Origin of the sequence: Pseudidiomarina terrestris (assembly GCF_030466405.1) — a bacterium.
Lineage (GTDB): Bacteria > Pseudomonadota > Gammaproteobacteria > Enterobacterales > Alteromonadaceae > Pseudidiomarina > Pseudidiomarina terrestris.
In genome coordinates, this window is sequence record NZ_JAGGJF010000005.1 from 170,712 (window position 1) to 184,083 (window position 13,372).

Annotated in this window: 11 protein-coding genes; 7 read left to right on the plus strand and 4 right to left on the minus strand. The window is 51.9% G+C overall.

Annotated elements, in window-relative coordinates; genetic code table 11:
• Positions 1-66: 66 nt before the first annotated feature.
• Positions 67-456 (minus strand): hypothetical protein, encoded by a 390-nt coding sequence (locus J6J34_RS10570; protein ID WP_301720438.1) that lies wholly within the window; start codon positions 454-456, stop codon positions 67-69.
• 81 nt (positions 457-537) lie between these two features.
• On the opposite strand from J6J34_RS10570, the gene J6J34_RS10575 reads away from it, so the two are divergent.
• From J6J34_RS10575 to J6J34_RS10590, 4 genes are read left to right on the plus strand one after another with little or no spacing between them, the layout of a single operon-like run.
• Positions 538-1,320: a Nif3-like dinuclear metal center hexameric protein gene (locus J6J34_RS10575; protein WP_301774279.1), complete on the plus strand. Its 783-nt coding sequence runs from the start codon at positions 538-540 to the stop codon at positions 1,318-1,320.
• The gene (locus tag J6J34_RS10580; RefSeq protein WP_301720435.1) at positions 1,317-2,087 is read left to right on the plus strand and encodes a methyltransferase domain-containing protein; all 771 of its coding nucleotides are present in this window, start codon (positions 1,317-1,319) and stop codon (positions 2,085-2,087) included. The genes J6J34_RS10575 and J6J34_RS10580 overlap by 4 nt, the downstream gene beginning before the upstream one ends.
• The gene (locus J6J34_RS10585; protein ID WP_301899012.1) at positions 2,074-2,997 is read left to right on the plus strand and encodes a diacylglycerol/lipid kinase family protein; all 924 of its coding nucleotides are present in this window, start codon (positions 2,074-2,076) and stop codon (positions 2,995-2,997) included. The genes J6J34_RS10580 and J6J34_RS10585 overlap by 14 nt, the downstream gene beginning before the upstream one ends.
• The gene (locus tag J6J34_RS10590; protein ID WP_301836200.1) at positions 2,994-3,857 is read left to right on the plus strand and encodes an NAD(P)-dependent oxidoreductase; all 864 of its coding nucleotides are present in this window, start codon (positions 2,994-2,996) and stop codon (positions 3,855-3,857) included. Before J6J34_RS10585 ends, J6J34_RS10590 begins: the two co-directional genes overlap by 4 nt.
• A 75-nt stretch (positions 3,858-3,932) precedes the next feature.
• On the opposite strand, the gene J6J34_RS10595 is transcribed toward J6J34_RS10590, so the two are convergent.
• Entirely contained in the window at positions 3,933-5,288 is a 1,356-nt protein-coding gene (locus J6J34_RS10595; RefSeq protein ID WP_301720432.1) for a DUF1329 domain-containing protein, read from the minus strand.
• A gap of 246 nt (positions 5,289-5,534) precedes the next feature.
• Between J6J34_RS10595 and J6J34_RS10600 the strand changes: the two genes are divergently transcribed.
• Together J6J34_RS10600 and J6J34_RS10605 are read left to right on the plus strand one after the other, a co-directional pair.
• Positions 5,535-6,680, plus strand: coding sequence for a WD40/YVTN/BNR-like repeat-containing protein (locus tag J6J34_RS10600; protein ID WP_301899013.1), 1,146 nt, complete (start codon positions 5,535-5,537; stop codon positions 6,678-6,680).
• Positions 6,681-6,687: 7 nt separating this feature from the next.
• Entirely contained in the window at positions 6,688-9,030 is a 2,343-nt protein-coding gene (locus J6J34_RS10605) for an efflux RND transporter permease subunit (protein WP_301899014.1), read from the plus strand.
• A gap of 27 nt (positions 9,031-9,057) precedes the next feature.
• Here J6J34_RS10605 and J6J34_RS10610 read toward each other — a convergent pair whose 3' ends face one another.
• Together J6J34_RS10610 and sbcB are read right to left on the minus strand one after the other, a co-directional pair.
• Positions 9,058-10,677, minus strand: a complete 1,620-nt coding sequence (locus tag J6J34_RS10610; protein ID WP_301899015.1) for a GMC family oxidoreductase — start codon at positions 10,675-10,677, stop codon at positions 9,058-9,060.
• Complete coding sequence (gene sbcB / locus J6J34_RS10615; RefSeq protein ID WP_301899016.1) at positions 10,661-12,094, minus strand: exodeoxyribonuclease I; 1,434 nt, start codon at positions 12,092-12,094, stop codon at positions 10,661-10,663. Before sbcB ends, J6J34_RS10610 begins: the two co-directional genes overlap by 17 nt.
• Before the next feature lie 228 nt (positions 12,095-12,322).
• Here sbcB and J6J34_RS10620 point away from each other — a divergent pair, with 228 nt between their 5' ends.
• On the plus strand, positions 12,323-13,366 hold the full coding sequence (locus J6J34_RS10620) for an isoaspartyl peptidase/L-asparaginase family protein (RefSeq protein ID WP_301899017.1): 1,044 nt from the start codon (positions 12,323-12,325) through the stop codon (positions 13,364-13,366).
• The last annotated feature ends 6 nt before the right edge of the window (positions 13,367-13,372 follow it).

The following is a 13,372-nucleotide window of genomic DNA, read 5'->3' on the forward strand; positions in this document are numbered from 1 at the left end:
TTTGTTGATGATCTGGCAATAAAAAAGCAGCTCCTTTGAGCTGCTTTTTTCGTTTATACCAACGTCTTAGAAACCGCGTGGTAACCGTGATAACGAACTACCTTGTTCCAGTTTTTCGCGCCACAGTTCGCGAGCTGTTAAGCCACCAGAACTTGCCGACTTCTTCGCTGTAGATTTATTCTCCGCAAGGCGTTTTGATGCAGGTTTTTTTGCAACTTTCGCAGTGGGTTGTTTCTCAGCTTTCGCCGCAGGTTTCGATTTGGCTTTTGCCGCCGCAGGCTTACTACCACCAACTAACGTCTTAGCTTCCTCTGCGAGTTGTGCCAGACGCATATTTTTGCCACCATCAACACTGTACCAACCGCTACTTGCTTCGATAGTTGGTTTTTTACCGTGAGCCTTTTCATAAGCTGCAGTAAAATCAGCGAGGACCTGGTCTTTATCAAGTTTGCTCATGGATAAATCCTTTGCATATTGAGTAAAAGTTCTCCATTTTTATACCGCTTTTTGCGCACTATGTCTATTATTGAGCGCAAAATGTTAAAACAAGAGGTAAAACGCGTGGAACGTGAACAATTAGAAGCCTATTTACGGGACTTTTTAGCAGTCGATACTATTAAGGACTACTGTCCGAATGGGCTGCAAATTGAAGGCCGGCCTCATATTCAGTCGATTGTCACCGGCGTGACGGCTTGTCAGGAGTTACTGGAACGCGCCCTGGTTACCGACGCTGATGCAATTCTGGTGCATCACGGCTACTTCTGGAAGGGCGAGCCGCAGCCGATCAAGGGGATGAAGAAGCGCCGTGTGCAAACCCTGTTACGTAACGATATCAATTTGTTTGCCTATCACTTACCGCTCGACGTACATCTCCGCATTGGCAATAACGCACAACTGGCCCGCCTCATGGACTGGCCTGAGCCATCGGTCTTAGCTTCGGCCGAACCCGAGGGCGTGGTGATGTACACTGAGTTGTCGCATACAGAAACTGCCGAACAAGTGGCGCTGCAGCTGGAAACTAAACTCGGTCGTTCACTTGTTTGTTCGGTACACGAATCGCAACATCCTGTGCGTAAAATTGCCTGGTGCACGGGCGGAGGCCAGGGGTTTATCGATCTCGCTGCGGCGGCGGGTTGTGATTTATTTATTACCGGGGAAGTGTCCGAACCCACAGTGCATAGTGCACGCGAGCAGGGCATCGCATTTTTTGCTGCTGGCCATCATGCCACAGAGCGCTATGGCATCCAGGCACTGGGCGAGCATTTGTCTGAAAAATTTGGCCTGACCCATCAGTTTATTGATATCGACAGCCCGGCATGAGAAACGACCAGAGCTTTGCCGGACTTACGGATAAATTTGCAAAAAATATTTATGCGACCGCTAAAGGAAAGATTCGTCTGGCGGTACTGGAGCGGGACTTAGAGCCCTTGTATACCGGTGCACGTCCGCTTTCGGTACTCGATGTTGGCGCCGGTATTGGTCAGTTTTCGCAGAACTTCGCACGGCATGGGCATAATGTGGTGCATACTGACATTGCTGATGAGATGGTTGCAGCAGCGCGCGAGCAGCATCAGGCTGCCGGGCTAAGCTCGTATTACTCCTATTTCACGGCTCCGCTGCAGGAACTACCTGATCGAATTGGCAGGCAACAGTTTGACGTGGTGTTATGCCATGCTGTTTTAGAATGGCTGGCAGATCCAGCCAGTGCCTTGCAGGTTTTGCAGCAATTTTTAAAGGCCGATGGCGCACTGTCTCTGATGTTTTATAACCGTAACGCCAAGCTTATGGCGAACATGGTGTTTGGCAACTTTGACTATGTTGAAGCTGATTTGCAGGTCAAAAAGCGCGTGCGGATGAGCCCGCAGCAGCCCATTGCTCCGCAGCAACTGGAGGACTGGCTGGCGCAGCATAAGCTGACGGTCATGCAGCGCACAGGAGTTCGTTGTTTTCACGACTATTTACGCGAGCCGTTGAATGCTGAACGGTTTGAGCAACTGTTGCGGCTTGAACTGAAGTACAGTCAGACCGAACCATTTTCAGAACTGGGGCGTTATCAGCACTGGCAAATCCGTCATGCCGCGCAGTAAAGCCTACGCAATTTACTATAAATCAAGCTTGTCGCACGCGCGCCGCTATGCCGATGCCTATCAACAGCAGCTTGTGCACCAATACGGTCTGGCTCAGGTTGAATTACTTGCCAGTAGCCCAGACCGCAGCAAAGATATCGCACTCCTGCAAGACTGGCTAAGCCGCAACGCTGACGCCGAGCATCGCGAGTGTCTTGTGATTGGCGGTGATGGTAGTGTCAATATTGTTGCCCAGTGCGCAGCGACGATGGAGTTTGAAATAAGTGTCATCCCCTGTGGTACCGGCAATGACTTTGCCGCAGGACTGGGCATTGGCGACTGGCGCTGGCGATTGCAAAGCGAGGGCGAACTCAGCCGCCGTGATCTCGGGAAAGCGGGAGACTGTTACTTTGTTAATCACGCAGGCTGTGGCATCAGCGTCGCTCTGCAACAGTTACAGAGCCCGCGTGCTAAGCAAGTATTCGGGCGTTACAGCTATCTTTTAGCGCTATTTCGTTATCTTTTCACGCGCCCCTCCCGGCGTTGTAAGATTGCACGTAATGGCACAGACCGTAAAGCGGGCTTTGACGAATTCCAGGTGGCGGCGATAAGTCGGAGGATTGGTGGCGGCATCGTGGTCTACGCCCAAGCAGATACGCAACGACAGCAAATTGGTTTTCTAAGGTTGCCGCAACGCGCTCGTTGGCGTCAGCTTAATGCATTGTACTGGATCTTACGCCAGCAACCTGAGCGCAGCGCCAGTATCGATTTCACTGAGGCGACGCAGGGCAGCCTTGGTGATCAACACGCGACGATTGAGCTGGATGGTGACACCACCAGCTTGCAGGGTCCGGTGAACATTGAAATCATCGTCGGCGGCTTAGCCGTGCGCCGACCTATTCATCATAAGAACAAAGGAGTTTCACTATGAAATGTGCCTTTATTGGGCTGGGCGTTATGGGCTACCCCATGGCAGGCCATCTGCAACAAAAAGGGTTTGCTACAACGGTGTACAACCGCACCAGCGCAAAAGCCAGCAAGTGGGTTGAGGAATTCGGCGGGAAAAGTGCTGATACTCCTCGGGAAGCCGTGCTTGACGCGGATATTGTAATGGTATGTGTTGGCAATGATGAGGATGTAAGAAGCGTTTTTTACGGTGACCATGGCTTGCTTGCCAGCATTAGTGAAAATACTATCGTCATCGACCATACCACGGCATCAGCCGAACTTGCTCAGGAGCTGGCCGATGAAGTTCATCAGCGCGTCGCCTTGTTTCTCGATGCTCCCGTTTCGGGCGGCGAACAGGGCGCAATCAATGGCGTGCTGACGGCCATGATTGGCGGTGATAAGGAAGCCTTCGATGAGGTTCAGCCGGTGTTGGAGTGTTATTGTAAAACGCGCGAATACATGGGCCCGGCTGGGCATGGACAGTTGGCCAAGATGGTGAACCAGATCTGTATTGCGGGCGTTGTTCAGGGGCTTGCTGAAGGCCTGCAACTGGCTCGCAAAGTTGGCCTGGACGCGGATACTTTGATTCGCGCGATCAGTCAGGGAGCGGCAGGTTCATGGCAAATGCAAAACCGTTACAAGACGATGTGGGAAGGCCATTATGAGCATGGTTTTGCGGTGGACTGGATGCGTAAGGATCTGAAGATTGCGTTACAAGAGGCCGACCGGAACGGTCTGAGCATGCCACTGACAGCATTGGTGGATCAGTTTTATGCTGAAGTTCAGCAGCTGGGAGGCAGCCGTTGGGATACGTCCAGTTTGTTGGCGCGGCTTGAGAAGTAAGGCGGCCAAGGTAATAAAAAACCCCGCATTAGCGGGGTTTTTTTTGTGTTTTGCTTAAGGCCTGAACGACAAGGCTTAGCGAATACCCATGCGGCGTAGCGCAGAAGTACTGAAGTCACTGCGCTCTGGCTCAATTTCGAAGTCCATGTAAGAGGACTCTTCATTGGCAAGACCAAGCACGATGTAACGACCAGAGTTCAGGTCATACAGTGCCTCAGCAGCCATCCATGGAGTATCGTGGTAGTAGAACTGAGTATTGTAAGCTTCAGCTACACGCCACAGTTCGCCACGGTTGTCGTAATGGTCGATGACGCTGGCTGTCCAGGTATCTTCGTCAATGAACATGTGACGGGTCTGGTAAATGTGACGTTCGCCATCTTTCAGAGTCGCTTTCACTTCCCAGACGCGGTGTTTTTCATAGCGCACCAGATCCTGATCCATATGGCCAGGGTTGATGATGTCATCATAAGATAAGCTGGTGTCCATCAACTTGAAGTTGTTGTACGGGATATACATTTCACGTTTACCGACCAGCTCCCAGTTGTACTTGTTCGGTGCACCGTTAAACATGTCCAGGCCGTCTGATGTACGTAGGCCATCAGATGCTGTACCCGGGCCGTCGTAGGCAACATTAGGTGCGCGACGAACGCGACGTTGACCGGCATTATACAGCCATGCGCGACGACCTTCTTTTACCTGGTTGATGGTTTCATGAACCAACAGGACGGTACCGGTTTGACGCGCAGGAGCCAGAACTTCCTGCAAAAAATAGAACAGAATGTTGTCATCAGCCGCTTCACGGCCACTTTTCATGTACTCAGGGAAAACCAAAGCTTCGCGCAGCAGTACTGGCACGAAATTGCCGTCTTCAAGCACCGGGAACTGGTTCACTAAGCGCTCAACCGCGCCACCGCGATAGCGGGTAATGTGGTTCCAGATCACTTCATTACCGTTCGCTGGGATAGGGAACGGGATATGCATTTTAAAGTCTTCCAGACCGTTACCACCGGCAACAAGCTCGGCGTTGACCGCGTTCTCTTTAATCACGTCGTACACTTCTTGTGGGTACGCTGCTGATCGGTGAGTCGGGTAGATGTTCATTTTGAAATCAGGATACTTTTTGAACATGGCAACCTGACCGGCAGAAAGCATGTCTTTGTGCTCATCCAGATTAGCACTGGTGATGGTGAACAGAATTTCATCATCTGCATAAGGGTCAGCAGGACGCTCTGGTGTAGCACCGTCAGCGTCTACACTATAGCCGCCAGTCCAGGCAGGTATTGAGCCATCGGCATTACCTGCCATCTCAGCACCTACCGGGGTTAAATCATTACCTAAGCGTGCAGCTTGTTCGGGTGGAACTTTCGCCATCACGCTTGCTGAAATCACAGATAGCGCGAAAACCCCAGCCTTCAGCATAATTTTATTCATGATTGAATTTCCTTGTTTGTTCTATGTACTTATACTTTACGTACTTTTACTTAAGGTAAACTTCGAAAGCTATAGTAACAAGAGTCTAAATTAATTCCCCGGCTGGTACTAGCGTTTGAAAACATCTCACGGTAAGGTAGCAGCTGGTTTGACCTGTACGAATTTTTCCATAGCATGTACGGCTTACGAAAAATTTGCAACAGTAAAGATAACAATTCTAAGACAGATAAAAAGCAAGAGGGTTCCATGATAAGAACTAGGGTCTGTGCAAGCGCAGTGGCTCTGGCGTTTAGTTTAACTGCTGCAGCGCAAGACGCGCCGGTTGACGACTATGACGTTATCTACGCTCCCGCGATGATTGCTCCAGAAGCGACGTCCGCGGTGTTGACAGAAATTACCAGCACGGCAGACCGCCAGGTAGCTGTGGGGGATTATGGTGTTGTTGTGACCCGCGAGCATGGCAGTGAAGCCTGGCAACAAGCTGACGTGCCAACCAGTGTGTTTCTTACCAGCGTGGATTTTGCCTCAGACTCTCTGGGTTGGGCTGTGGGTCACCATGGCGTAATTTTAAAAACCACCGATGGTGGCCTGTCCTGGCAGCGCCAGTTAGATGGCTTTCAGTACATTGATCTGCAAGTCGCTTATTACCAGCAGCGTGTCAATGAACTTGAAGAAGAGCTTGCCAATGATGAGCTTGACGCTGATGCAGCCGCGGAATTGGAATTTTTGCTCGATGAAGCGCTTTTTCGTCTCGATAACGCCACGTTTGCCAAGGAAGAAGGGCCAACTAAACCTTTTCTGGACGTGCTGGCGTTATCAGCGGATGAGCTGCTCGTCAGTGGCGCTTATGGAGCACTCCTCTACAGTGCAGACGGCGGTGCCAGCTGGCAGATCTTTGACGAACGCATCGAGAATCCTGATGGCTTCCATTTGAATGCGATGCAACGTTCAGGCGAGACCCTGTTTCTTGCTGGCGAAGCAGGACAACTGTTTCGTAGCAACGATCGGGGCACCACCTGGGAAACCCTTGACTCACCTTATTACGGCTCGTTCTTTGGTATGTATGTGGATCAACAGGATCGGCTCTGGGTCTACGGTTTACGCGGTAATATTTTTGTCAGCGAAGACCAGGGCGATTCGTTTACTCAGCTGAAACTGGAAGATCCTGTCAATATTAACGCGGCGGTTAATGCCCCGGCAAACGGCTTGTATTTTGTCGGTAATGCAGGGGTGGTAGCTTATCTCTCAGAAAGCGGAGAGCTGACCGAGCAGACCCATAAAAGTGGCGCAGCGTTAACTGATCTTGTCATTAACGATGACGGTGATTTGACCCTGGTAGGTCAACGTGGCGTTCTGTCAATGCCAAGCTCTGCGCTAACCGAGAAGGAATAAGATCGCAATGTCTGAACAGCAGGTAGCAAAAACAACAGATAAGAGCGTTTTTCTCGAGCGCTTAATTTTCAATTTCCGTCCGCTTTGGGTCGTTCTGTTTGTGCTCTTGACGGTATTTCTGGGTTGGCATGCCAGTCAGGTACGCCCGGAAGCCAGTTTGACCAAGATGATTCCGACCAATCATCCCTTTATTCAAAATTACTTTGAGCATAGAGACGACCTGGCCAGTCTGGGCAATGTGGTGCGCATTGCAGTGGAAACCACTGACGACACCATTTTCACCGCAGATTTCCAGAAAACCCTGCAGGAAATCACCGATGAAGTCTTCTTTATTCCCGGCGTTGATCGCGCCGGGCTAAAGAGTCTATGGACTCCGAACGTGCGCTGGAGCGAAGTGACCGAAGAGGGTTTCGTCGGCGGACCGGTGATTCCAGACTCCTGGGATGCTTCGCAAGAGTCGCTTGAGCAACTGCGCACCAATGTTTTGCGCTCAGGCGAAGTAGGGAATCTGGTTGCCAACAATTTTCAATCGGCGCTGATTTATGTGCCGTTGAACGAAATCAATCCAGATACCGGTGAACCTCTGGATTATCAGGCTTTTTCGGAACGGCTCGAAGAGCAGGTGCGTGATAAATACCAATCTGACGATGTTAAAATTCACATCACCGGCTTTGCCAAAATCATTGGTGACCTGATCGATGGTGCAATGCAGGTCGGATTGTTCTTTTTGCTGGCGATTATCATTACCCTGGTCATGTTGTTTGCTTACAGCCGTTGCTGGCGCAGTTCCTTCGCGGTTCTGAGTTGCTCAATTATCGCGGTAGTCTGGCAACTGGGGATCATTAAACTGATCGGCAGCGGCATCAATCCTTATTCCATGCTGGTTCCATTCTTAGTTTTTGCGATTGGTGTCAGCCATGGGGTGCAGATCATCAATGCCATGAGCACCAACCGTGTCGAGGGACATGATCGGGTGATGTCTTCGCGACTCGCCTTTCGTGCGCTTTACATTGCAGGTCTCACTGCGCTGATTTCTGATGCCATTGGTTTTACCACACTGATGGTGATCGATATCGCAGTGATTCAGGAACTCGCCATTGCTGCCAGTATAGGTGTTGCGGTGGTGGTGCTGACCAATCTGGGTCTGTTGCCGATTCTTATGTCGTATACGGGCATTTCTGAACGCGGACGTAAGTATAGCGAGCGCGTGCGCGACCAGGACCATCCGGTGTTGACCTTGTTCGAACGCTTCTCAGAGCCTAAGTGGGCCTATAGTGCATTAGTTGTAGCGCTGATTGGCTTGACCTGGGGCTTGGTGCAGGGGCAACAGCTGAAAATTGGAGATCTGGATGCCGGTGCACCGGAATTACGGCCGGACAGCCGCTACAATCTCGATAATAAATTTATCGTGGATAATTACAGTTCCAGCACGGATATTTTCGTGGTGATGGCGGAGACCGAGCCGTCTCAGTGTATCGCTTATGACAATCTTGAAGTCATGGATCGCTTCAGCTGGCATATGGAAAATACGCCGGGCGTGCAGGATGTGAAATCTGTTGTGTATGTGGCAAAAATGGGAGCTTTTGGTCTTAACGAGGGCAACCTGAAGTGGTTTAGTCTGAACCGTAATCAGTATGTTCTGAACGCCAACACCGGGCGTACGCCACCAGGATTAATTAATCCTGACTGCTCGATGGCACCGATCATTATTTATCTCAATGATCACAAAGCGGAAACTCTGAAAACCGTTGTTAATGCTGTCGAGACCTTCAACGCGAACTATCAGCAAGAGGGACTGGAACTGCTGATGGCAGCCGGTAACTCAGGTATTGAGGCTGCCACCAACGCTGTTATTGAAGACGCTCAGTACAAAATGCTGCTTTGGGTTTATGGCGTGGTTATCGTCCTGGTGTTCATTACCTTCCGTAGTTTCCGTACGGTCGCCTGTATCGTTTTACCATTGGCGTTGACGACGGTGATGAGTCAGGGACTGATGGCAACCTTAGGGATTGGTGTGAAAGTCGCGACGCTACCTGTCATTGCGCTGGGTGTCGGTATCGGGGTCGACTACGGTATTTACATTTATACCAAGATGAAAGAGGGCCTCGATCGCGGTATGCACCTCAATGAGTGTTACAAGTATGCGCTGGATAATACCGGTAAGGCGGTTGGATTTACGGGGTTAACCCTGGCCATCGGCGTCGCCACCTGGATCTTCTCACCGATTAAGTTCCAGGCGGATATGGGCATACTGCTGACCTTCATGTTCATCTGGAACATGCTGGGTGCGCTCATCTTAATTCCTGCTCTGGCACGCTTGTTTGCGCGCTTTGGCAAAGCGATTCCCTAAACTTCACTGATGAATCAGGTGCCGGCCTTACGTGCCGGCAAGGACGAAGTCGGCACCTGCATCAGCTATCACCATGGTCGGTGCATTGGTATTGCCACTTATTACCGTTGGCATAATTGACGCGTCAATCACGCGTAATCCTTCCACGCCACGCACCCGCAGCTGTTCATCCACCACTGAATCGCCATCTTTACCCATACGACACGTGCTGGTGGGGTGGTAAATCAAACCACAATGTTTTTTGAGTCGGGTCAGTAGCTCTTCTTCGCTGCGCGTTGAACCGGGCAAAATTTCGCCGCCATTGTGTTCAGCCATGGCCGGCTGCGCCATGATTTCACGGATCTGCTGGATACCAGCCAGCAGTACCTTGATATCGTCCTGCTGCCGCAGAAAGTCATAAGTAAAGCCCGGCGCTTGACGCACATCATTGCTGTGCAAAAACAGCCGTCCGCGGGTCTGTGGCCTTAATACGCAGGCGTGACAAGCAAAGCCATGGCCGAAAGCCGTGCGCAGATCATACCCGCTATCATCGAATCGGGTCGGCACCAGGTGCAGCTGAATGTCCGGAGTGGTCACTGCGCTGGAACTGCGGATAAAGCCACCCACTTCAGCGGGTGGGTGCGCCATAGCACCATCGCGCGTGCGCCAGTAGCGTAACGCTTGTCCGCCGAGTTTCAACAGACCCTTCGGGCCCAGGCTGATGCCGTCTTTCTGGCGGTTGCGATAATGCACCAGTATATCGGCGTGTTCCTGCAAATTCGCCCCGACATCACTGCTGTCCACGATGGGGACTATGCCATGGCGATGGAGCTCGTCGGCAGGGCCAATGCCCGACAGCATCAACAGTTGCGGCGAATGGAAGGCGCCGGCACTGAGGATGACTTCGCGCTTTGCAGCAATAAATTCATGGCTGCTGCGACCGGTACGGATCAGGACTCCCGTTGCACGCTGGCGGTGGATGACCACGCGCTCGACCTGGGCTCCGGTAACAATAGTCAGGTTGTCGCGCTTCCGAGCGGGTTCAAGGAAGGCGCGGCGGGTACCGAAGCGTTCACCTTTGTGCATGGTGAACTGGAAGGCGCCAACGCCATACAGCTCGGCGCCATTAAAGTCGTGATTATGCGGGAGTCCGGCTTGTACGCCGGCCTCGATAAATTTTTTGGATACTCTGTAGTAAGGTTCGACATCGCTGACATGCAGTGGCCCCTGATCACCATGGTAGGCGTTGGCACCACGCTGGTTGTTCTCCAGAGCGCGAAAACGCGGCAGCAACGCGTCCCAATGCCAATCGCTGCTACTGACCTGCGCCCAGCTGTTATAGTCACTGGGAGCGCCACGGGTGTAGATCATCGCATTAATGGCACTACTGCCGCCAAGACCTTTGCCACGTGGGGTATAAAGTCCTTTCCCCTCGCGCAAACCGGGATCTTCGCTACGCAACTTCCAGTTGAGGCCGCTATGATGCAACAGGCCGGCCACGCCGCCAGGCATAGTGGAGAGCAGCGAAGTTCCCGCGCCACCTGCTTCAAGCAGAGCAACCCGGAAGCGACCGCAACGGGACAGCTTCTCGGCCAGCACGCAGCCGGCAGAACCGCCGCCGACAATCACATAATCAAAACTCCGCGCGTTTTCAGATGCTTTGGACATAGTTATAGAGGTCTTTGAGTAAGCGCTGTTTGCCTGTGTTATCTGCATTTAAACTGGCACTTTGTTCCAGCTCAAGCATAAATTGTTCGGCAGACAGACCTTTGGGCAGGGGTTCCAGCAGGCGTTGCTGACAGAACTGCCGCCAGCGTTGCAGTTCTGCATCGGAAAGTGTATTTGGAAAATTGCGGGCACGATAGCGAAACAGCATTTCGGGTAACCGCGGATCACTGAATTTGACATCTAACGCAGCGAGCTGCTCCGGTTCACTGGCACGAATAATCGCCATTGCGGAACGGTCCTGATCACTAAAAAACGCTCCGGAATAAAGCTGCGTCTCAGGATCGCCAGGCAGTTCGTCTTTAGCCGTGAAGCCGGTAGAATTGACTAGCCGCTCGCGCAGTTCAGGTTGCTGTTGCAACCATTCTGCACGGGCTAACATTTCTTCTAAAGGGAACTGCCAGCGCTGCTGGACCTCGGCGGTGATCACGCTACGCGGTGCGAGAAACGGGCAGCGGTTTAATTGCAGCTGCTGGGCGCCGAACACGCCCCAACCCAATGCCTCGCGCTGGTCGCGCTTGGCGAAGCGGCGCTCCTGCAACTGGTCATCGCTCAGGTCGGTTAATTCGCGTGGGTCCTCGCGTAAGTTCCAGTACACCAGCGCGTTTGGGTTATCGTCTTTATAGCCAAGTGGCATGATCAACGATAAATAACCATTATTAGCGCCATAAAAACCGGCGACATGAGCGAGTGGAGTGAATTTGACCAGATCCACCAGAGGTTTTAGCGTCTGCTTGCGGCGAATTGAGTAGGCGTATTCAAACAGCTTGGGTTGGCTTTGTTTCAAGAGTTTGGCCATCGCGATGGTGGCGTGAACATCGGCCATAGCATCATGGGCCTGGCCATGCTCAATACCATTTGCTTTGGTGAGATGCTCCAGTCGCATACTGACTTGTCCGGCTTCATTTTCAGGCCAGACCACGCCCTCTGGTCGCAGCGCGTAACACGCCCGGACCACATCAATTAAGTCCCAGCGAGAATTATTGTGTTGCCAGGTGTGCGCGTAGGGGTCGATGAAATTGCGGTAGAACAGGTGACGGGTCACCTCGTCGTCAAAGGAAACTGAGTTATACCCCACGATAGTGGTATTGGGTTGACTCATCTGCTCCAGGATTTTACCAGCGAAGCTGGTTTCGTTCATACCCTGAGCCAATGCGTGCTGCGGCGTGATTCCGGTAATCAGCACGGCTTCAGGATGGGGTAAAAAATCCGGTGTTGGCTGACTGTAAATGGTCAGCGGACGTTGTACTGGCTCGAAATCAAGGTTTGTTCGCAGTCCAGCGAATTGCGCAGGGCGGTCAACTTGTGGGTTGGCACCCCAGGTTTCGTAGTCGTGCCAGTAAAAGCTTGCTTCGCTCATCGTGTACTCATGTCTAGGGAAACTGTGGAAAAGAAAACTGAAATTCAGACTACCTGATTGCGGTAGCTGCCGCAATTGCTGCGCTCGAGTGCATGATTTTAACTAGTAGTTGGCGCGCGCTCATGGCAGGATAATTAACGATGCTTTATTTCCCGAAAAGGTACCTGAAAGGTACGCATGTAACTGAGCACGCAGTAGCTTATTAAAATTAAACCAAAAGGTAGCGATATGACGAAGCTCTCCGTATTTGCCGCAGCACTTGTTGCTGTAAGTGCCACTTTAAGCGCAACACAACCTGTGTATGCGGCTGGCAACACCGACACCGATCATGATAACCAGTTTGCCATTGCCATCCATGGCGGGGCAGGAACCATTACCCGGGCCAACCTCAGTGATGAGCAGGAAGCAGCCTATAAAGCTAAGCTGACAGAAGCTCTGAATGCCGGCCATACTATTCTTTCTGAAGGTGGAACCAGCATGGATGCGGTTATAGCTGCCGTGCAGATTATGGAAGATTCGCCACTGTTTAACTCCGGGCGCGGCGCTGTGTACACCTTCGACGGTGAGCATGAACTTGATGCCTCAATCATGGACGGCAAAACTCTGGAAGCTGGCGCGGTTGCCGGCGTCAAAACCATCAAAAGCCCAATCGCCCTGGCCCGCAAGGTGATGGAAAACTCTGTACACGTGATGTTAAGTGGCGAAGGTGCTGAACAGTTCGCGAGCGAGCAGGGACTGGAACGTGTCAGCAATGACTACTTTGATACTGAGCACCGCTATGAACAATTAGAGCAGGCGCGTGAGCGTCTGGGTGTGGCGGACAAGCAAGCTTATCTGGATCTGGATGATAAATACAAATACGGTACTGTAGGTGCGGTAGCCGTTGATAAGCATGGCAATCTGAGCGCTGCGACCTCGACCGGGGGCATGACAGCGAAGCGCTATGGCCGGATTGGTGATTCGCCTATCATTGGTGCCGGCACCTGGGCGGATAACGCCAGCTGCGCAGTTTCAGCAACCGGACATGGCGAATACTTTATCCGCTACCATGTTGCAGCAGATATCTGCAGTCGTGTGAAATACCTTGGCGATTCCGTTGAGGAAGCCGGTGATACAGTGATTCATGATGTCTTGCTGCCAGCTGGTGGCACCGGTGGCGTGATTATTGTTGATGCCAAAGGTAACGTGCACATGCCATTTAATACGGAAGGTATGTACCGGGCCAGCCGTGTTGGTGACGGCGAAACCGAAGTTGCGATTTACAAGGATTGACTATAA

Coding starts and splice junctions, on each gene's coding strand:
- J6J34_RS10610 (WP_301899015.1), bottom strand. CDS start 10,677: ATGTCCAAAGCATCTGAAAACGCGCGGAGTTTTGATTATGTGATTGTC.
- J6J34_RS10605 (WP_301899014.1), top strand. CDS start 6,688: ATGTCTGAACAGCAGGTAGCAAAAACAACAGATAAGAGCGTTTTTCTC.
- J6J34_RS10595 (WP_301720432.1), bottom strand. CDS start 5,288: ATGAATAAAATTATGCTGAAGGCTGGGGTTTTCGCGCTATCTGTGATT.
- J6J34_RS10580 (WP_301720435.1), top strand. CDS start 1,317: ATGAGAAACGACCAGAGCTTTGCCGGACTTACGGATAAATTTGCAAAA.
- J6J34_RS10590 (WP_301836200.1), top strand. CDS start 2,994: ATGAAATGTGCCTTTATTGGGCTGGGCGTTATGGGCTACCCCATGGCA.
- J6J34_RS10570 (WP_301720438.1), bottom strand. CDS start 456: ATGAGCAAACTTGATAAAGACCAGGTCCTCGCTGATTTTACTGCAGCT.
- J6J34_RS10620 (WP_301899017.1), top strand. CDS start 12,323: ATGACGAAGCTCTCCGTATTTGCCGCAGCACTTGTTGCTGTAAGTGCC.
- sbcB (WP_301899016.1), bottom strand. CDS start 12,094: ATGAGCGAAGCAAGCTTTTACTGGCACGACTACGAAACCTGGGGTGCC.
- J6J34_RS10575 (WP_301774279.1), top strand. CDS start 538: ATGTTAAAACAAGAGGTAAAACGCGTGGAACGTGAACAATTAGAAGCC.
- J6J34_RS10585 (WP_301899012.1), top strand. CDS start 2,074: ATGCCGCGCAGTAAAGCCTACGCAATTTACTATAAATCAAGCTTGTCG.
- J6J34_RS10600 (WP_301899013.1), top strand. CDS start 5,535: ATGATAAGAACTAGGGTCTGTGCAAGCGCAGTGGCTCTGGCGTTTAGT.